Genomic DNA, 19,985 nt, shown 5'->3' on the forward strand with positions numbered 1-19,985 from the left:
GCTCTTGAAAATGACGAAGCTTGCGCTTCAATCAAAACTTGTAAAACTTTTTTTGCCTCATCGTTCAGTTTTCAAAGTTCGTCTGCCGCTCTTAACGACTCTTACAATATTACAAGTCATCGACACAGTTGTCAACCACTTTTTTAATTCTTTTCCGCTGCCATCAGCGGCAACGTTTATTACTTTAACCCATCCTCAAATAGAATGCAATAGTTTCGGCAAAAGTTTTTCTGAAAAAGTTTCCTGCCACGTTATGGCTTGGCTGTAGAAACCAAAAACCTCTCACCGCAATGGTGAGAGGTCGTAACTTGTTACTGTTGGTGACGCATTGTCGGGAAGAGCAATACGTCGCGAATCGATGGTGCGTCTGTGAGCAACATGACAAGACGGTCAATCCCGATTCCGAGACCACCTGTTGGCGGCATCCCGTACTCGAGCGCTTCTAGGAAGTCATTATCAAGTTCATGGGCCTCATCGTTCCCAGCTTCTTTTTCAAGTAGTTGGGCTTCGAAGCGCTCGCGTTGATCGATTGGATCGTTCAACTCTGTGAACGCGTTCGCGTGTTCACGACGAACGATGAACAGCTCGAAGCGATCTGTGAAGCGCGGGTCTTGATCGTTCTTCTTCGCAAGCGGCGACACTTCGACCGGATGTCCCGTGACGAACGTAGGTTGAAGCAACGTCTCTTCGATTTTTTGTTCGAAGAACTCGTTGACGATATGACCGAACGTCATATGGTCTTGGACTTCTACCCCGTGCTCTTTCGCAAGTTCACGTGCCTGTTCATCAGACATCTGCTGCCAGAAGTCGACACCCATCTCTTCTTTAACCAAGTCGACCATATGGGCCCGCTTCCAACCGACACCAAGATGGATCGTATCTTCTCCATACTTCACGTCTGTCGTACCGAGTACTTCTTTAGCAACGTGCGCAACGAGTTCTTCTGTCAAATCCATGATGTCGTTGTAATCAGCGTACGCTTCATAGAGCTCGATCATTGTGAACTCTGGGTTATGTCGTGTCGAGATCCCTTCGTTACGGAAGACACGGCCAATCTCATAAACACGCTCAAGGCCACCGACGATGAGGCGCTTCAAGTGAAGCTCGATCGCGATGCGCATATAAAGTTCCATATCGAGGGCGTTATGGTGCGTCAGGAACGGACGGGCAGCTGCTCCGCCTGCAATCGTATGGAGCATCGGTGTCTCAACTTCTAAGTAACCGCGATGGTTCAAGAAGTTACGGATCTCTGAAATGATTCGGCTACGCAAAATGAATGTTTGGCGCGAATCATTGTTCGTGATCAAATCGAGATAACGTTGACGATAACGTTGTTCGACATCTTTTAAGCCATGATATTTGTCTGGAAGCGGACGGAGCGCTTTCGTCAAAAGTTCAAACGTCTCGACGTGAATCGATAACTCGCCAACATTCGTTTTGAACAGCTTACCTTTCACGCCGACAATATCACCGAGGTCAGACGATTTGAACAAATCAAACGCCTCATCCCCTACGTCATTTTTACGGACATAAATTTGAACCTGTCCCGTGACATCTTGGATGTGGGCGAAGAAAACCTTCCCTTTTCCACGTTTCGTCATAATCCGTCCCGCGAGCGTGACTTCTACGTCTTGCTCAGCGAGCGCCTCTTTCTCAATCGCTTCATATTGCTCATGTAATTCACCGGCATGGGCTGAGCGTTCGAACCGATGTCCGAACGGGTCGAGTCCTTGCGCACGCATCTCAGTCATCTTTTCAAATCGAACCTGCATTTGGTCGTTCATTTCCAACTCGTGACTCACTACTCCATTCACTCCTCTATACATATTGGGTTTGGTCCTAACAAAAAGCTGTCGACCTCACGGCCAACAGCACAGCCTAAGCTGTTCGCTCTTTGCGTATCACTTTTTCGCCAAACAAGCTTACCATAAATCACTTTTTTACACTAGTTCACACTTCTTGTGGCGCGTTCTCGATCTGTCCGACGAAATCGTAGAGCACACTCCCGACGGCATCCCGTGATTCCAACTCGAAGACTTGCTTACGGACCGGCCCGTTCCCTTTGAGACCTTTCAAGTACCAGGCCACGTGTTGACGCATTTCACGAACTGCCGCCACCTCGCCTTTCAAGTCGATCAAACGATCGAGATGCAGCATGCAAATGTCAATTTTCTCGCGTGCCTCCGGCTCGGCCGGAAGTTCACCCGTCTCGAGGTACTGCACCGTCTGATAGAGCATCCATGGATTTCCGAGGGCAGCCCGCCCGATCATGACCGCATCGACACCGTAATGGTCGAGGGCATGCTTCGCTTGTTGCGGCGTCGTAATATCACCGTTCCCGATAATCGGGATGCCCGCAATTTTCTTCGCCTCACCAATAAGCTCCCAGTTGGCTGTTCCTTCATACAATTGGGACCGCGTCCGTCCGTGAATCGCGATCGCCGCCGCGCCACCGGATTCGGCCGCTCTGACGTTATCTAGGAGGTAGATGTGCTGACTGTCCCAGCCGGTGCGCATCTTGACGGTCACAGGTTTGTCCACCGCCTTCGATACAGCGTTCACCATCTCATAAACCTTATCCGGATCGAGGAGCCACTTGGCACCCGCTTCACATTTCGTGACTTTCGGGACCGGACACCCCATGTTGATGTCGATGATATCGGCGTTCGTGTTTTGATCCACGTATTGCGCCGCTTTCACGAGCGTGTCTTTCGAACCGCCAAAAATTTGCAGGCTGAGCGGCTTTTCGCGCTCATCGACGTATAACATGCGCAGCGTTCTCGCGTTTTCAAATAAAATCCCTTTGTCGCTGACCATCTCCGCACAAACGAGTCCGGCACCGAATTCCTTCGCAATCAAACGAAATGCCGGGTTCGTCACTCCGGCCATCGGGGCGAGGACCGCCCGATTTTTTATATCAACGTTACCAATTTTGAACCCTGACATTGCTTCACTTCCTTCAATAGCGTTAAACAGAACCGACTAATGACGTTAACGACTGTAGACGTACGACGTCGCGCCGCTCCGATTCCGGCAAGGCGTCGCATAATTGTCGTACCGTCTTCCCATTAACCTCGAGCGTCGGAGCAATCTCCGCGAGCGGGGCAAGGACAAAAGCACGTTCATGCATTCGCGGATGCGGAACAGTTAAGTGCTTCGATTGTATATATTCGCCGTTATAGAGCAAGATGTCAAGGTCGATCGTACGCGGCCCGTTCTTAAACAGACGCTCTCTCCCAAGACCGCGCTCAACCTGTTGGAGACGAACGAGCGCATCGTCCGCCCCTAGCGATGTCTCGACTTCGACGACCATGTTATAAAACGATGGTTGATCTGTATAGCCGACCGGTGCCGTCTCGTATACATTCGATTGCTTCGTCACATGAAGACCGGCCGCCTCCATCTCTTGAAGGGCACCGAACAAATAACGCTCCCGTTCACCGATATTCGAACCAAGCGCCACATACATCATCCGTTACGCCTCCGCGTCATCTCAATCGCGACTGAATCATAATGACCCGGAATCGGCGGGTCCGGTTTGATGACCTTGACCGTCACACTTTGAATCTTGTCACTGTGGGCGAGCACGGCCGTCGTGATCCGTTCACCGAGTGCTTCGAGTAAGTTGACCGCTTCGCCTGTGACGATGTCTTCTGTCAGTTGATAGAGTCCGGCATAGCTGACGCCGTCCTCCAAATTATCGGACTGGCCGGCAGGGGTCAGGTCTAACTCACACATCAAATCAATATTAAATCGCTGACCGAGCCGGTTCTCTTCTTCAAATACACCGTGGTAACCGTAAAAACGCATCCCGTTCACAAACATCTTATCCAACTTGTCCGCCTCCTAACATCGCATCCATCATCCGTGACGCCCGTTTGTTCTCTAACACATCATGCACCCGTACCCAGGCGCACCCCTTCACAATCCCGAGACATGTCGTCGCGACCGTCCCTTCGACCCGCTCCTCGGTCGGTAAATCAAGTGTCTGGCCGATGAACGACTTACGTGACGTCCCGAGCAGAACGGGGAACCCGAGATTCGTGATGACGTCGAGCCGATTCATGAGCTCTAAGTTTTGGTTGTAGTCTTTGGCGAAGCCGATGCCGGGGTCTAACCAAATCTGGTCATCACGAACACCGGCGGCACGAGCGATCGCGATTGATTCTTGTATGTCGCCGACGACTTCTTCGATGAAGTGTCCATAGTTTCGATTGTCTCGATTATGCATCAAAATGATCGGGACGTTAAACTCTTTGGCCACTTCCGCCATCGATTGATCGTCCCACTTCGACCCCCACACGTCATTGATGATGTCAGCGCCTGCTTCAAGTGCCGCTCGCGCAACGATAGGTTTGTACGTATCGATCGAGATCAGGACGTCAAGCTCCTCTTTCAGGCGGCGAATGACCGGGACGACGCGGGCGATCTCTTGATCCGCCGTGACGAACTGTGCGCCCGGCCTTGTCGACTCGCCTCCGACGTCGATCGCATCGGCCCCGTCCTGAACGAGCCGTTTAGCGTGTTCGAGCGCTTGCTCGACTGCGTTATAACGCCCACCGTCTGAAAACGAATCTGGCGTCACGTTTAAAATGCCCATAATTTTTGTCATGCTGTTCCCTCACTTTCAATTGCTCGTCGTAACTCGGACCAACACGCTGTAAATCGAGCACCCTGCTTGCCTGGATACGTCCGGCCGGCATAAGCGGTGACCGGTGCGATTTGTTGCACCGAGTTCGTGAGCCAAATTTCGGACGCTTGCTCGAGTTCTTTAAACGTCACATCACGCTCGAGCACGTCAAACGTCTCCATCAGCCAGTGCCGGGTCACGCCGGCAAGCGCCCCGGTCTCAAGCGGCGTCGTCCATAGCCGCCCATCCTGTTCCACCCAAAAGATGTTTGAGACGAGTCCCTCGACGACACGTCCCGCCTCGTCCGCGAACAAACCTTCCGCTTCCCGGTCGACCAAGGCCCGTTTTCCAAGGATGTTGTTCATATAGTGATGCGACTTCAAACGAAACGCCGCTTCCGGTCGACTTCTCGGAAACGGGATTGCCTCAAGCCGTTTCTCGGTCGGTTCGAACGTGTCCGATAACGGTTTGACGAGCAGCGTCACGTTCGGCCGTGAGTAACGCCCGTCGTGCAGACCGAGCGGAGCGACACCGGCGGAGACGTTCAGTCGAATATATAAGTTCGGCGCCTCGTTTTGACGCACGACGTCTTGAATCGCCTGCACGATCTCCTGCTTCGTATAAGGTAGATCGATCCAAAGAGCGTCCATGCTTTTCTCAAGCCTGTCCCAATGGAGGTCGAACAAGAACGGGACCCCGTCAAACGTCCGGAACGTCTCGAACAATCCCATCCCGTACAAAAAACCGTGGTCCTGAACCGGCACCGTCACTTCTGAACTGCCGCGCAGTTCGCCGTTATGCCAAAGCCACATGACGATACGCCTCGATAAAATTTTTAATCATGTCTTTCCCATGTTCCGTCAAGATGGCTTCAGGATGAAATTGGACGCCCTCGATCGGCAATTCTTTATGGCGTAGCGCCATGATCTCTCCCGTGCTCGTCTCAGCCGTCACTTCTAAACAGGACGGCAATGAAGCCCGCTCGACGGCAAGCGAATGATAACGCGTCACGATCGTCTGCTGTGGGATGTCTTTAAATAACGTCTTGCCGTCATGTTCGATCGGTGACGTCTTCCCGTGCATGAGGCGGTCCGCATGGACGACTTTCCCGCCGAACGCCTGACCGATCGCTTGGTGACCGAGACACACCCCGAAAATCGGGATCTTCCCAGCAAACGTCCGAATCGCGTCGACGCTGATTCCCGCTTCGCTCGGCGTCCGCGGACCTGGCGAGATGACGAGATAACTCGGACCCATCTGTTTAATCTCTTCGATCGTAACGTCGTCATTACGACGCACGATCAAGTCCTCTCCGAGCTCACCAAAGTATTGAACCAAGTTGTACGTGAATGAGTCGTAGTTATCGATGAGTAAAATCATACCGTCGCCTCCGTCATTTCTTTCGCGGCCCATAGCGCCTTCGCTTTCGACAACGATTCTTCATATTCAGCGACCGGGTCGGAGTCGATGACGATCCCCGCCCCGGCCTGGACGTGGGCCATCCCGTCTTTGACGACCATCGTCCGAATCGTGATGTTAAAGACGAGGTCGTCGTCCCAACTGATCCAGCCGAACGACCCCGTGTAAATCCCACGTCGAACCGGTTCGAGTTCCTCAATGATTTCCATCGTCCGAATTTTCGGGGCACCGGTAATCGTTCCGCCCGGGAACATCGCCCCGAGCGCCTCTGACCCGGACACACCGTCTCGCATCGTGCCGCGCACGTTCGAAACGATGTGCTGTACGTGTGAGTACTTCTCGATGACCATCAATTCGTCGACGTGCACCGTCCCATAAGCGGCCACTTTCCCGAGGTCGTTCCGCTCCAAATCAACGAGCATGACGTGCTCGGCCCGCTCTTTCTCGTTGTCGAGCAACGTCCGCGCTAGTTCCATATCTTCTGCCTCGTCCCGTCCTCGCGGCCGTGTCCCGGCGATCGGGCGTGTCGAGATCGACGTCCCGTGTTTCTCAATCAACAGTTCTGGCGAGGCCGACACCATCGTCAAAAAATCGTCGACGAAGTATCCCATATACGGTGAAGGATTCATTTGGCGCAACGTGTCATAGACGTGGCGCGGGTCCGCGAGCAGCGCTTCCGATTGGCGGACGCTCAGATTCACTTGGAACACGTCGCCTTCGACGATGTAGTCTTGAATTTTCTGCACAGCTTCGACGAATTCACCTTGCGATAGAGACCGCGCTCGCTCGAGCGGCGCTTGCGCGACCGGTCCGAACGCGTAATGCGTCTCTGTCTGCCATAGGGCAGCCCAGCGCTTGAGCTTCGCTTCTACTTCTTCATCGGCGGTGACTAGCAAATAGAGGAGCGACGTCGCTTCGTCGAATACCGCCACTTCGTCAAACAACAAGAACGAGACGTCGGGCGTCCCTAAATCATCTTCCGCTTGACGCGGCAAGCGTTCGAGTGTCCGGGCGACATCGTAACTGACATAACCGATCATCCCGCCGAAGAATGGCGGTGCTCCTTCTGGTCTTGCGGCAACGTAACGGGCCCGCACTTGCTCGACGATGTCGAGCGGTTGGCCATAAAACGTCTCGGTCTTATCTGAAATGACGAGCGTTCCAGTCCCATCTTTCACGTGAAGCGCACCGAACGGCTCGATTCCGGCCATCGTGTAACGTCCAGCCCTCCCGCTCTCGAGCCACGCATAGCGCTCGCCCGCTTCCGTCAACGTCATATACGTCTCATACATTCTCTCTTTTGTCGTTCGCATCGTTTTGAACGCTGTCGTTCTCACGTCAAATCCCCCCGTTCCACTCATTCATGCCTCTAATTGTACACAAGAAAAGGCAGTTACCGAAAGAAGATGTCTTCTGGTAACTGCCGTTTGTTTATGCGCGAACGCTATCTGATTCTTCGTCGAACTGATAGAGCGGCGTGCTAAGGTAGCGTTCTCCGTTTGACGGGATGATCGCGAGCACGTTTTTGCCTTTTCCAAGGCGCTTCGCCGTATCGACCGCGGCCGCGATGGCTGCACCTGACGAGATGCCACCGAGCACACCGTTCGTCCGAGCCGCGAGACGCGCGTATTCGAACGCCTGCTCTGTCGTGATTTGAAGGACACCTTCGTAAATCTCAGTGTCTAAAATCGACGGGATAAAGCCGGCCCCGATGCCTTGAATTTTATGAGGTCCTGGCTTCCCGCCAGATAAGACTGGAGAGTCGACCGGTTCGACCGCTAAAATTTGCACGTCTGGATAGTGGGCTTTCAATACTTTACCCGCTCCTGTGATCGTTCCGCCTGTACCGACACCGGCGATAAAAGCATCGACTTGAAGACCTGACGCGTCGAACGCATCAACGATCTCAGGGCCGGTCGTCATTTCATGGACGTTCGGGTTGGCCGCATTATTGAATTGTTGCGGGAGGAAGTAGCCGTTTTTCTCAGCTTCTTCTGTCGCCCGACGGATCGCTCCGCCCATCCCTTCAGGACCAGGCGTCAAAATCAGCTCGGCACCGTATCCACGAAGCAGATTGCGTCGTTCCATACTCATCGTTTCCGGCATGACGAGAATTGCCTTATAGCCTTTAGCGGCACTGACCATCGCGAGTCCGATGCCCGTGTTCCCACTCGTCGGCTCGATGATTGTGTCACCCGGTTTTAAGACGCCTTCTTCCTCAGCGGCCTCGATCATCGCTAAAGCGATCCGGTCTTTTACACTCGAACCAGGGTTCATATATTCTAACTTCATGTAAACCGTCGCGTCATCCGGGCCAGTCAGCCCGTTCAACTTCACGATTGGAGTCTTGCCAATTAAGTCTGTCACTGAATCTACGATACGCATTTCATTTCCTCCTTCATAATTCCGACTATTCCGATATTGTAATAATACCCTATCGGATTGAAAATATGCAATTTGGAACGACAGCCTCAGCGTGCTAGCTGTTTCATAACTTCGAGCTGTTCAGCCGAGAAGTGATACTTTTCGCCACAGAAGTGGCAAACTGCTTCAGCGCCGCCATCTTCTTCGATCATTTGACGGATCTCTTCGGTACCGAGCCCGATGATCGCACTCTCCATCCGATCGCGGCTACACGTACAGTTGAACTGTATCGGTTTGTGGTCGAGCACTTCTAAGCTATCTCCGAGGAGCATATGCAGCATCTCTTCCGGCGTCTTCTCTTCTCCGATGAGGACCGACACTGGCGGGAACGTCTTCAATGCGTTTTCTAACGCTTGAATCGTTTGCTCTGAAGCGTCCGGCATCAACTGGACGATAATCCCGCCGGCAGCTAAAATCGATTCATCTTCCGGAAGCACGAGCACGCCTGCTCCGACGACTGAAGGCACTTGTTCCGACGTCGCGAAGTAGTACGTGAAGTCTTCACTGATCTCACCTGTTTGAATTTCGGACGAACCGCCAACGAAGTCTTTTAGACCGAGGTCTTTGATGACCGAGACCGTGCCTCGGCCGACGACTTCGCCAACTTTCAACTTCGTCAATCCGTGGTCGTTGACGAACGTGCCGCCTTCGACACGTGGATGTGACACGTATCCGCGAACGTCTCCTGCCGTGTCCGCATCGACGATGATTTTCCCGATTGGTCCATCGCCTTCGACTTTAAGGGTGACGCGCGCGGCTCCTTTTTGCATTGAACCGATCATCGTCCCGATCGTCATCGTCCGACCGAGTGCAGCTGAGGCGACCGGTGTCGTCTGATGGCGAAGTTGCGTTTCGAAAATCGTTTTCGTCGTCCGTACGGCGAACGCCCGGACTTCTCCACCGAACCCGAGGGCACGGACGAGATAGTCGTCTTTCATTTGGTCAAGTAACGCTTGTTGTTCTGGTTGAATCATATTGAGTAACTCCTTTAAAGTTTATTTCTGGTTGCGCTCATAGATGAGACGAAGTCCATCGAGCGTCAAGAACGAGTCGACGACGTCAATCGTTTCGGCATGTTCACTGATCAAACGGGCCAGCCCACCTGTCGCGATGACGGTCGCTTCCCCGACTTCACGCTTGACGCGACTGACGATACCGTCGACTTGGGCGACATACCCGTAATACGTGCCCGATTGCATCGCTTGTATCGTATTTTTCCCGACGACGGTCGGCGGGGTCGCGAGCTCGATGCGCGGTAATTTCGCGGCCCGTTGATAGAGCGCCTCGACCGAGATCATAATCCCTGGGGAGATGATCCCGCCGTGATAACGGCGTTTGTCATCGATGTAGCAATACGTCGTCGCCGTACCGAAGTCGACAATGATCAATGGACCGTCGTACTTGGCAATACCTGCGACCGCGTTGACGATGCGGTCCGCCCCGACTTCACGCGGATTGTCGACGTGGATGTCGAGACCTGTTTTCACGCCAGGACCGACGACGATCGGCCGGACGTTGAAGTAGCGCTGTGACATCTGTTCGAGCGGGAAGATGACTGGTGGAACAACCGAAGACAAAATGACGCCGTCGATTTGGTCAAACGAGACGTTCGAGTGGTCAAACAGCGACTTGACGAGCATACCGTACTCATCGGTCGTTTTCGTGCGGTCCGTCGAGATGCGCCAATGATGGACGAGCGTCTCACCATCGTACATCCCGAGGACAATATTTGTATTCCCAACATCGATCACTAAAATCATGATATGGTTCCTCACTTTGTTGTCAATTACAGTTCGCTCGAATTATAACACGAAAAAAGACGAATGCCTTATTTAGGGCATTCGTCTCTTACACTTACCGTGATTCGTTGTTCGGGCGTTCCGTCGGTGTCGCTTCCGGCTTATCGCCTTCAGGGACAACGTCCGGCTTCGCTTCTTGAACGACTCCAGGCTGATCGATGACTTGTCCGTGCTTGACGGCCGCCTCATCTTTCTTCGCCTCATCGCTTGCATCATCTTTCGATGGTTCAGACGGCTCTTCCGGTTCGTGCGGAAGATATTCGCGCGTCTTGATCAAGTGACGAATCTGTTTCGAATCGAGCGTCTCGACTTCGAGCAACGTCTTCGCGACGAGCTCGAGATCGTCTTTACGGTCCGTCAAAATCTGTTTCGCTTTCGCGTAACAACGGTTGATGATGTCCCGAATCTCGAGGTCGATATCTTGTGCAATCGCATCCGAGTAGTTTTGTTCCGTTTGGAAATCGCGACCTAAGAAGACTTGTCCTCCATGGTTCGATCCAAGTTGGAGCGGTCCGAGCTTGTCGCTCATCCCGTAATCCATGACCATCTTCCGAGCGATACCAGTCGCGCGTTGGAAGTCATTGCTTGCTCCTGTCGATACTTCACCGAAGATGACGTCTTCCGCCACGCGGCCCCCGAGGAGACCAACGATTTTATCTTCGAGTTCAGGTTTCGTCATGAAGTAACGATCTTCTTTCGGAAGCATGACGACGTATCCGCCAGCGTTTCCACGTGGAACGATTGTCACTTTGTGCACTTCGTCTGCGTTCTCGAGTTCAATCCCGATAATCGTGTGACCCGCCTCATGATAGGCGACGATTTGGCGTTCTTTCTCCGAGATGACGCGGCTCTTCTTAGAAGGACCAGCGATGACACGGTCAATCGCTTCCTCGACATCCACGACCGAGACCGCTGAACGGTCAGACCGGGCTGCGACGAGCGCTGCTTCGTTCAACAAGTTTTCAAGGTCAGCACCTGAGAATCCAGGCGTCCGCTGAGCGATCGACTTCAAGTCAACTGTCGAATCGAGCGGTTTGTTACGGGCGTGAACTTTGAGTACTGCTTCACGGCCTTTAACATCCGGGCGGTCAACCGTGATTTGACGGTCGAATCGACCTGGACGAAGAAGGGCCGGGTCAAGAATGTCCGGACGGTTCGTCGCGGCAATCATGATGATTCCTTCGTTGTCACTAAATCCATCCATCTCGACGAGAAGTTGGTTGAGCGTTTGCTCACGCTCGTCGTGGCCGCCACCAAGACCGGCACCACGCTGGCGTCCGACCGCATCGATCTCATCGATGAAGATGATACACGGTGCGTTCTTTTTCGCGTTCTCGAACAAGTCGCGGACACGCGACGCCCCGACACCGACGAACATTTCGACGAAGTCAGAACCTGAGATCGAGAAGAACGGTACACCGGCTTCTCCCGCAGCTGCACGAGCGAGTAACGTCTTACCTGTTCCCGGAGGACCGACGAGCAAGACGCCTTTTGGAATCCGTGCTCCAAGTCTCGAGAACTTGCGAGGGTCTTTCAAGAATTCGACGACTTCGATGAGTTCTTGTTTCTCCTCATCCGCCCCGGCAACGTCATCAAACGTTACACGACGTTTTTCTTGGTCGTAGAGTTTCGCCTTCGATTTCCCGAAGTTCATCACACGACCGCCGCCACCGCCGCCTTGGGCTTGGTTGAGCAAGAAGAAGAACAAGATGAAGATGATGATAAACGGTAAGATCGCGAATACGATGCTAAACCAGCTACCACTCGACTCTGACTCTTCGATTTGAATGTCGGTATTCGCACGAAGTTGCGAGAGCACTTCGGCGTATTCGGCCTCGTTAGCCGGGATATTCGTTTCGTAACGCTGGTCTTCGTCTCCTGTAAGGTCACCTGTAATTGAGATGGCTCCCGGGATTTCCTGTACGGTTGCCGTTTCGATCCGATCATCTTCCACATATTCCAAGAACTTCGAATAAGAGAGCGTTTCGCTCTGGCTACTCGGGTTCTGTAAATATTGAAGGAACAAGATCAAGGCCAGGAAAATCACACCGAACACTAAGGTGTTTTTCACTGCACGATTCATTCTCTGCCTCCTATTCCGAGAAACGATGTTCTCGCCCATTCAGTATATGTGTATACTTTGGGATATTTCTTTTATCTTAACACGTCACATTTTCAAAAGAAAAACGTTAGCCCCCGTAAACACTCGGCTTGAGCACACCGACGTAAGGAAGGTTACGATATTTCTCTTCGTAATCGAGACCGTAGCCGACGACAAACTCGTGCGGAATCACGAAACCGCTATAGTCTGCCGATAGACCGTTCTTGCGACCCGTCGGTTTATCGAGCAACGTAACGATCTTCACCGACTTGGCTTTCCGATATTTGAGGAGATCGACGAGATAGCCGAGCGTGAGCCCGCTATCAATGATATCTTCTACAATCAAGATGTCTCGTCCTTCTACAGACGTGTTTAAATCTTTCTCGATTTTCACTTCACCTGTCGATGACGTTCCACCGTGATACGTCGATACGTCCATGAAGTCCATCTCTAAATGGATGTCCATTTCTTTGACAAGGTCTGACATGAACGGCATCGCGCCTTTCAATACGCAAACGAGAAGCGGAAACTCTTCTTTATATTCTTCGCTGAGCGTTGTCGCGAGTTCTTTCACCTTTACTTGAATCTCTTCACTTGAAATAAGCACCTTTTCCATATCGTTCATTAATGACATCTTGAAATCCTCCTCTTTCTAATCCGACACAATCATCATTTTACCATTAATCGTGGGCAAATCGCATCTGACTTATCCGGAAAATCCGAAACTCTTACTCCTACTATAGCGACAATCCTCCCTGTCGCGTCAACTACTAAGGGGACAAACGGACGATTTTCACGCCGGATTTTCGCATCGACCAAGATTCGGGCGACTTTTTTCGTCCCGATCGAGAGTTTCATCACATCCCCTGGCCGGACGGAGCGGACGGTCAACGGGAATGTGAGCGCCTCGAGGGGGATCCCGTCCTTGCCTGTGACGACTTCGAGCGAGACGTCGCGATTGCCGAACGATAGACGGGCCGGGACGCTTAACACCATGTGTTCATCCGGCGCTTGTGACGAATCCGGTCGTGCCTCCGTGACGAGGCTGATCACCCCATCATACTTTTGCAGGCGCGCGCCGCCTTCAAGGTCGTATCGTCCTGTTCCTTTTGGACTACCGAGGAGACGACGGATGGCTTCGCCCATCTCGACACCATATCTAGCCGATAAGAGTCGGCCGAGTACGTATCGTTCGGGTTCGTTCAAACCGGCCACGTCTTCAAGTTTCACATGAAACGTTTTCATATTACAACGGACGTGGCGCACCATCCACTTCCCGACGCCGTCGTAGCGCTTATGCCAGAGCTCACGCTGCCGACGGGCCGCGCTACCGACGTCTTGAACCACGTTCGGCCAAACATCAAGGAACTGCGGGACGATGTGGTGTCTGATCTTGTTGCGCAAATAATCCGTCTGCTCATTCGTCGCGTCTTCTCGCCAGACGAGTCCGTTCGCTAACGCGTACGCCAAGAGCTGTTGTTTTGTTTCCGTCAGCAACGGACGAACGATTGTCCCTCCGGCGAACGGACGACGTTCCGGGATCCCCGTCACTTCGACGACGTTTCGATGAAGCTGGATGAGTACCGTTTCGAGCTCGTCATCGCTGTGATGAGCCGTCATCAGTTCGGTATACCCGTCTTCAAGCATGACCGTTTCAAAAAATGCATACCGTGCCGCCCGATAGACGGCTTGCGATCCCCCGCCCGGAAACGCAAGACGCTTCCCGTGAAACGGCACACCGTACGCTTTCGCCAACTGTCTCACGAACTCGAACTCTTCATCGGACTCAGGCCTAAGTCCATGATGGACGTGGGCGACCCCGACATCAGCACCGCTTCTCACGACGCGGTCTAACAAGACGATCGAATCCATCCCACCCGATACGGCCACCAACACTTTCGTCATCGTCGCTCCTCCTTGATATAACAAAAGAAGCCATCTCAAGTTGAGATGGCTTCTTTTCGCTTAGGTAAGTGACCCGTACGGGATTCGAACCCGTGTTACCGCCGTGAAAGGGCGGTGTCTTAACCGCTTGACCAACGGGCCTAAATAAAATGGTAGCGGCGGAGGGAGTCGAACCCACGACCTCACGGGTATGAACCGTACGCTCTAGCCAGCTGAGCTACACCGCCATGTTATTGTGTTGTGTCCTAAGCACATTTTCTATAATAACCAGTAGCCACGTTCGTGTCAATTCTTTTTTAAAACTTTTTTCACAAAAAAACGTGTATAGTGCCATCTCATATACTATACACGATTTTCGGTTGATTGTGCATCACGCTTCCGACGGAGCCGGTCGATATTTTTTCTTCCAAGCGATGCGGAAATATCCCCAGAGCAAGAAGAAGCAACCGACCGACACGAGCGCCAAGTATAGAATCGCCCCTTGTAAATAACTGAGCCCGTCCGCCGACAAAATCTCTTTATAGCCGGCCACCGTATACGTCATTGGAAGTAACGCGTTGAACGGCTGCAAGGCACGTGGAATCAATTCAAGCGGGAACGTCCCGGCCGACGTCGTCAATTGAAGAATCAATAAGACGATGGCAACGAACCGTCCCGGGTTCCCGAGCGTCGTGACGAGCAACTGAACAATCAATAAGAACGTAATACTGACGAGCCAGCTGAAACCGAAGAAGAGAAGCGGTGACTCGACCTCGAGTCCGAGCAACGCCATCATCGCCACGTTTAAGACGAGCGCCTGAACGAAACCGATGACGATTAATACGCCCGATTTCGATAACAACCAAGATAAACTCCGCTTCGGTTTGCCAGCCGGATCATAGAGCGGATAGACGATTGACAACAAGAGCGCCCCGACAAAGAGACCGAGCGACATGAAGTATGGTGCAAATCCTGTCCCGTAGTTCGGTACGTGATGAATCGAGTCGTTCACGATTTGAATCGGCCCCGCCATCATTTCAACGTTCTCATCGCGGATGTCGACGTCAGCCGATTCCGCACCCGAGAGTAAGGCGTCACGAAGTTTTCCGTTACCCGACTCTAGTTCAGTCAGACCTTCCGCCAGGTCCGAACTTCCAGAACCGAGCGCTTGACCCCCTTCGGCCAGACGCGATGCCTCTTCAGCGATGGTACCCGTTCCTTGACCGGCCGTTTTGACCCCGTTGGCGAGTTTCGTACTTCCTTCAGACAAGGCGAGCGTGGCGTCAGCCAATTGATCACTCCCCGACGCCAGTTCTGTCGTCCCGTCATGAAGCGTCGCCACCCCTTCGTTCAATTGAACGCTTGCCGATGCAAGTTCACCCGAACGATCCATCGCGGTTTTGGCACCTTGCTCGATTTGGCTTGACCCCTCGCTCAGCGCCGCGGCCCCGTTGACGAGCTGAGTCTGTCCGTCATTCAACGCAACCAATCCGGCCGCGAGTTCAGTGGCACCGGCTTCTGCTTGTCCCAACCCGTCCCCGAGTGCCGTTTGGCCTTCCGTGACACGAGACGCGCCCTCTGAAAGCGATGTGAATCCTGCTTCCGTTGCCTGCATGCCTGTAGACAGCTCGGCGACGAGCGCTTGCAACATGTCTGGCGTTGCGGGCGTACCGGATTCGGCGAGCGCAGACAACTTGGCGATCAGTTGCTCTTGCTGGCCTAACAACTCCGTTTTCATTTGGTCAATGCCAGCGGTGACACCTACCGTTCCCGCTACAAGTGCTTCGTTTCCGGCACTAGCCGCACTAAGCGCTTCTGCGAGTGTGCTCGAGCCGTTGACGAGTTGGCCGCTTCCGGCCTGTGCGTCCTCGAGTCCGGCTGCGAGTTCATGAATTCCAGCGTCAAGCTGTTGCGTCCCGCTATGCAACTCGCCTAACTTCGAAGAGAACGCGCTCGTTCCGTCGACGAGCTGAGTCGTACCGTCTTTTAGCACGGCGGCCCCGGCGTCGACACGATGGACACCGTCTGACAGCGTGGAACTCCCAGTTTGGATACGCTGGCTCCCGTCGACGAGATCAGCCGTCCCAGACTCAAGCGCACCGAGTCCGTCATCGAGCTTGGCTGCGCCGTCCGCTAGTTCCTGCTGTTTTGAAGCTAGCAGTCGCGAGCCGTCCGCTAGCTTAACGGCCCCTTCTTTAGCGGTCGTTGATCCGTCAGCAAGCTCCGTCGCACCGGTTGCGGCTTCATCTAATCCGTCAGCGACGGTTTTCAATCCGTCCCGCATGGCGTTGACATACTGTTTCGTCACTTCAGTCGACAGTTCGCCTTTCACTTGTTCCATCGCCGAACCTCCGATTTGAGCGGCGAGGAAGTTATACGACTCGTTCGCGATGTATCGAAGTTCCAATTGCTCAGGATCAGCGGACAGCGCGCTCGTCGCTTTCTCTGAAAAGTCATCCGGGATTTCGATTGCCATGTAAAAGGCGTGATCTTGTAACCCGGCGTCCGCTTCTGCTTTCGACACTTCGACGAATTGGAACGCTTCCGAGGTCGTCAACTTATCGACGAGTTCGTCACCGACAGCGAGTTCCTCCCCTTCAAACGTGGCCCCTTGGTCATCATTGACGATCGCGACGGGCAAATCTTTCATTTGGCCGTAAGGGTCCCAAAATGCCCACAAGAACATGCCCGCATACATGAGCGGCACGAGCGCGACCGCGAGAATCGGAATCCATACCCGCGGATTTTTACCGATGCTCTGCCATTCTGCTTTCCACAACTTCCATCCGTTCATTTGTTTCTCCACCTTTACTTATAAAACATAACTATTTTTCATGTTCCCTATTGTGCTCGCTCCGTCGAAAAATTGCAACCTTTTTTAGTTATTTTTTATAACAAAAAAAGCGCCGACAATTGTCGCGCCATGAAAAAAAGCCACGGACCTGTGTCCGTGGCGTTATCGTTACGAGTAGAAGCTGATGGTTTACGAAGGGTTACCCGCGCTTGGCTCCACGTCCACCGCGTTTTGAATCAGTTTGACGCTTCAACGTTGTAAGGCGTTCGTCGCTATCTTTCAAGAACTTGGTCATCAACGTATCAAACGTTTCTGGCTCACGACGTACTTCACGACGTGCGCCGCCACCGCCACGGGGACCGCCGCCACCGCGTGGGCCACCGCCACCGCGTGGACCTTGACCAGGACCACCTGGACGGGGACCGCCCGGACGTGGGCCACCTTGACCAGGGCCGCCTGAACTAGGGCCTCGTGAGAAGCGTTCGCCGGCTGGACGTTCTGGGCGTTCGCTAACAGGACGATCGACAGTTTTTTTGATAGACAACCCGATTTTGCCATCACTTTCGATGTTCAAGATTTTGACTGTGACTTCTTGACCGACCGTTAGGACTTCATTGATGTCTTTGACATAAGAATCTGCCACTTCACTGATGTGCACCAAACCCGTTTTTCCATTAGGGAGCTCTACGAACGCTCCGAAATGCGTAATCCCTGTAACCTTACCTTGTACCTTGCTTCCTACTTCAATTGACATAAAATAATGTACTCCTTTTTTTGAATGATTCCCTACAATTATACGAGTCGATTCGTCAACGGTCAACGAACCTACTTATTCCTCTGGTGAGAAGTAAAAAATAATCTCGCCATCTTTCGAGAACAACAGCTCGTTGCGTGCAAGATTGGCGATGTATTCTTCGTCTTGTAAACGTTCAACCTGCTCTTTTAGCTCCGCTTGTTCTTCCTTCGTTTCACGAAGCTCGACACGAGCCTCGTCTTGCTTTAGCTCTTGATCCGCTACATATCCGATCTTTGAGAAATAGCTCTGGCCGATGAAGACAATCAACAACAAAAAGACAAGTGAGGCCACGGCTAGGCGGCGTCGAAGATGGATACGTCGCCGGCTCTGTTCTTTTTCCAGCTGTTCTCTCCGTTCGTCGAGAGCCCGAATCCGCTGTTTGCGTTCCATCGGGTTACGTCCATTCATCGAATCACCTTCCTCTTGACCTATTATATTCAGTATACCTTTTTTTTATGCTTCCGTACCACTGTTCACCTTTTCTTCTTTGATCAACCGGTACATTTCTTTCGCATCCTCTTTCCGGGCATGCTCGGCAATTGAATCGATAATGACCGTCACCAGCTTATTCCCGAATCGGATTTGGAGCTCATCACCGGCCTTGACGTCCGTACTGGCCTTGGCGACTTGGCCATTCAAGCGGATACGGCCTTGATCGGCCACTTCCTTCGCTAACGTCCGTCGTTTGATCAAGCGCGACACTTTCAAAAATTTATCTAGTCTCATAATCCCTTCTCCTTCGCTTCATCCCAAAGCCGATCCATCTGTTCGAGCGTCATGTCGCTGAGCGATCCGTTCGCTTCGATATATTCAAATCGTCTCTTGAATTTTTGATTGGTCCGTTCAAGTGCTTGTTCCGCGTTCAATCCGAAATAACGAGCTACGTTGACGACTGAGAACAGTACGTCCCCTAGTTCTTGTTCGTCTTCGGGACGGTCTCGCCACTCTTGTAACTCTTCTTCGAGCTTCTCGAACGCTCCGGTTACGTCATCCCACTCGAACCCGACTTGAGCCGCTTTCTTTTGGAGTTGCTCGGCACGCATTAACCCCGGTTGGGTCACGAGCACACCATCGAGCTGCGAATGTTTATTTTCCCCTTTTTCGTCTTGCTTAATCGCATTCCAGTTCGAAACCACGTCGTCGGCGTCTGCGACCGTCACGTCACCGAAGACGTGCGGATGGCGACGGACCATTTTCGTACTGATCGCGCCGATCACGTCACGAATGTTAAAGTACCCTTCGTCGGCCCCGATTTGCGCATGAAGCATGACTTGGAGCAATACGTCTCCGAGTTCTTCGATCATCGCATCATCGTCCTCTTCGTCGATCGCCTCGATCAACTCATACGCCTCTTCGAGTAAATATTTCCGCAGTGATGCGTGCGTCTGTTTTTGGTCCCATGGGCAGCCGTTCGGACCGCGGAGTGTCGCGATGATATCTGTCAACGTCGCAAACTCCCGCGCGAGGTGCGTCTCGTCAGTGAGTGGCGGGACATAGAGCGTCGTCAAATTGTCGACTTCAGCGACCCGGTCCATCTCGTAGAGCGGAACTTCGGAAATTCGCTCTCGTTTTGTTCCGGCCGCCGTGACGAGCTTGACAAGATGTTCGTCCGGATAACGTTCCATCAATTGTACTTTCACATCCCCGGCCACAAACCCGTCGTACACTTGACCGATTAACACGTGCTGCGTGACTTGGAGCCGTTCAACGTCGAGTGCGGTCGCATCGAGCAGTTGAAACCCATTGATCGGATCAATCTGGAGCGCCTGAAACATGGCGTCCAAAAAGCTCTGTCCGCCGAGGAACGTCACGTCCGCCCCTTGTTCGACGAGCAGTTCGACCGTCCGCTCGGCGACGAACGGATGGCCCGGGACCGCATATGTGATCGCCAGTTCGTCGCTCTTGTCGAGCAACGTCTCAACGATTTGTTTATAGACGGCCTCAAACGTATCGTTTGATTCGTAAATGTGGTCGAATGATTCAAAATGAACCCCTTCTGCCTCGAGTTCTTTGACGACCGGATGTTCTTTCGTGCGCAACCAGACGAGCGGTTGCTGTTTCAAATGACGATATACCCCGAGCGGAAGTTGCTCGAGTTCGCCGGAGCCGAGTCCGACGACGGTAATTCCATAACTCAT

20 protein-coding genes and 2 tRNA genes are annotated in these 19,985 nt (G+C 52.8%); 1 reads left to right on the forward strand and 21 read right to left on the reverse strand.

Features of this window, described 5'->3' with window-relative positions; translation table 11 throughout:
• Nucleotides 1–268, forward strand: a 268-nt coding sequence (locus KNP77_RS13755) for a hypothetical protein (RefSeq protein ID WP_214891315.1), incomplete at its 5' end; no start/stop codon positions are given.
• Nucleotides 269–311: 43 nt separating this feature from the next.
• On the opposite strand, the gene lysS is transcribed toward KNP77_RS13755, so the two are convergent.
• The 21 genes from lysS to yabN form a co-directional block, all read right to left on the reverse strand.
• Nucleotides 312–1,802 (reverse strand): lysine--tRNA ligase, encoded by a 1,491-nt coding sequence (lysS, locus tag KNP77_RS13760; protein ID WP_070329362.1) that lies wholly within the window; start codon nucleotides 1,800–1,802, stop codon nucleotides 312–314.
• Between the two features lie 148 nt (nucleotides 1,803–1,950).
• Nucleotides 1,951–2,946, reverse strand: a complete 996-nt coding sequence (gene dusB, locus KNP77_RS13765) for a tRNA dihydrouridine synthase DusB (protein WP_016509635.1) — start codon at nucleotides 2,944–2,946, stop codon at nucleotides 1,951–1,953.
• Between the two features lie 22 nt (nucleotides 2,947–2,968).
• Nucleotides 2,969–3,472, reverse strand: a complete 504-nt coding sequence (gene folK, locus KNP77_RS13770) for a 2-amino-4-hydroxy-6-hydroxymethyldihydropteridine diphosphokinase (RefSeq protein ID WP_070329364.1) — start codon at nucleotides 3,470–3,472, stop codon at nucleotides 2,969–2,971.
• The gene (gene folB, locus KNP77_RS13775; RefSeq protein ID WP_201739247.1) at nucleotides 3,469–3,834 is read right to left on the reverse strand and encodes a dihydroneopterin aldolase; all 366 of its coding nucleotides are present in this window, start codon (nucleotides 3,832–3,834) and stop codon (nucleotides 3,469–3,471) included. Before folB ends, folK begins: the two co-directional genes overlap by 4 nt.
• Nucleotides 3,827–4,612: a dihydropteroate synthase gene (gene folP / locus KNP77_RS13780; RefSeq protein WP_131466528.1), complete on the reverse strand. Its 786-nt coding sequence runs from the start codon at nucleotides 4,610–4,612 to the stop codon at nucleotides 3,827–3,829. Before folP ends, folB begins: the two co-directional genes overlap by 8 nt.
• Nucleotides 4,609–5,442 (reverse strand): aminotransferase class IV, encoded by an 834-nt coding sequence (locus tag KNP77_RS13785; protein WP_214891317.1) that lies wholly within the window; start codon nucleotides 5,440–5,442, stop codon nucleotides 4,609–4,611. The genes folP and KNP77_RS13785 overlap by 4 nt, the downstream gene beginning before the upstream one ends.
• On the reverse strand, nucleotides 5,426–6,010 hold the full coding sequence (gene pabA / locus KNP77_RS13790; protein WP_131490782.1) for an aminodeoxychorismate/anthranilate synthase component II: 585 nt from the start codon (nucleotides 6,008–6,010) through the stop codon (nucleotides 5,426–5,428). The genes KNP77_RS13785 and pabA overlap by 17 nt, the downstream gene beginning before the upstream one ends.
• The gene (locus KNP77_RS13795) at nucleotides 6,007–7,386 is read right to left on the reverse strand and encodes an anthranilate synthase component I family protein (RefSeq protein WP_353048835.1); all 1,380 of its coding nucleotides are present in this window, start codon (nucleotides 7,384–7,386) and stop codon (nucleotides 6,007–6,009) included. Before KNP77_RS13795 ends, pabA begins: the two co-directional genes overlap by 4 nt.
• Nucleotides 7,387–7,480: 94 nt before the next feature.
• Complete coding sequence (cysK, locus tag KNP77_RS13800; protein ID WP_214891319.1) at nucleotides 7,481–8,434, reverse strand: cysteine synthase A; 954 nt, start codon at nucleotides 8,432–8,434, stop codon at nucleotides 7,481–7,483.
• 86 nt (nucleotides 8,435–8,520) lie between these two features.
• Nucleotides 8,521–9,447: an Hsp33 family molecular chaperone HslO gene (gene hslO / locus KNP77_RS13805; RefSeq protein ID WP_285801030.1), complete on the reverse strand. Its 927-nt coding sequence runs from the start codon at nucleotides 9,445–9,447 to the stop codon at nucleotides 8,521–8,523.
• 21 nt (nucleotides 9,448–9,468) lie between these two features.
• Nucleotides 9,469–10,233 (reverse strand): type III pantothenate kinase, encoded by a 765-nt coding sequence (locus tag KNP77_RS13810; protein WP_070329371.1) that lies wholly within the window; start codon nucleotides 10,231–10,233, stop codon nucleotides 9,469–9,471.
• Between the two features lie 94 nt (nucleotides 10,234–10,327).
• Nucleotides 10,328–12,355, reverse strand: coding sequence for an ATP-dependent zinc metalloprotease FtsH (gene ftsH / locus KNP77_RS13815; RefSeq protein ID WP_131458693.1), 2,028 nt, complete (start codon nucleotides 12,353–12,355; stop codon nucleotides 10,328–10,330).
• A gap of 106 nt (nucleotides 12,356–12,461) precedes the next feature.
• Nucleotides 12,462–13,007, reverse strand: a complete 546-nt coding sequence (gene hpt, locus KNP77_RS13820) for a hypoxanthine phosphoribosyltransferase (RefSeq protein ID WP_016509617.1) — start codon at nucleotides 13,005–13,007, stop codon at nucleotides 12,462–12,464.
• A gap of 35 nt (nucleotides 13,008–13,042) precedes the next feature.
• On the reverse strand, nucleotides 13,043–14,278 hold the full coding sequence (gene tilS / locus KNP77_RS13825; RefSeq protein WP_251139099.1) for a tRNA lysidine(34) synthetase TilS: 1,236 nt from the start codon (nucleotides 14,276–14,278) through the stop codon (nucleotides 13,043–13,045).
• 69 nt (nucleotides 14,279–14,347) lie between these two features.
• A tRNA-Glu gene (locus KNP77_RS13830) sits at nucleotides 14,348–14,419 on the reverse strand.
• Nucleotides 14,420–14,428: 9 nt separating this feature from the next.
• A tRNA-Met gene (locus tag KNP77_RS13835) sits at nucleotides 14,429–14,505 on the reverse strand.
• A 143-nt stretch (nucleotides 14,506–14,648) separates the two neighbouring features.
• Complete coding sequence (locus tag KNP77_RS13840) at nucleotides 14,649–17,051, reverse strand: YhgE/Pip family protein (RefSeq protein ID WP_251139100.1); 2,403 nt, start codon at nucleotides 17,049–17,051, stop codon at nucleotides 14,649–14,651.
• Between the two features lie 199 nt (nucleotides 17,052–17,250).
• Nucleotides 17,251–17,805, reverse strand: a complete 555-nt coding sequence (locus KNP77_RS13845) for a S1 domain-containing RNA-binding protein (protein ID WP_070329375.1) — start codon at nucleotides 17,803–17,805, stop codon at nucleotides 17,251–17,253.
• A gap of 75 nt (nucleotides 17,806–17,880) precedes the next feature.
• The gene (locus KNP77_RS13850) at nucleotides 17,881–18,255 is read right to left on the reverse strand and encodes an FtsB family cell division protein (protein WP_071398636.1); all 375 of its coding nucleotides are present in this window, start codon (nucleotides 18,253–18,255) and stop codon (nucleotides 17,881–17,883) included.
• Between the two features lie 45 nt (nucleotides 18,256–18,300).
• Entirely contained in the window at nucleotides 18,301–18,573 is a 273-nt protein-coding gene (locus tag KNP77_RS13855; protein ID WP_070329377.1) for an RNA-binding S4 domain-containing protein, read from the reverse strand.
• Nucleotides 18,570–19,985, reverse strand: coding sequence for a bifunctional methyltransferase/pyrophosphohydrolase YabN (gene yabN, locus KNP77_RS13860; RefSeq protein WP_214891325.1), 1,416 nt, complete (start codon nucleotides 19,983–19,985; stop codon nucleotides 18,570–18,572). Before yabN ends, KNP77_RS13855 begins: the two co-directional genes overlap by 4 nt.

The organism is Exiguobacterium sp. s142 (genome assembly GCF_018618455.1).
Taxonomy (GTDB): Bacteria; Bacillota; Bacilli; order Exiguobacteriales; family Exiguobacteriaceae; genus Exiguobacterium; species Exiguobacterium aurantiacum_A.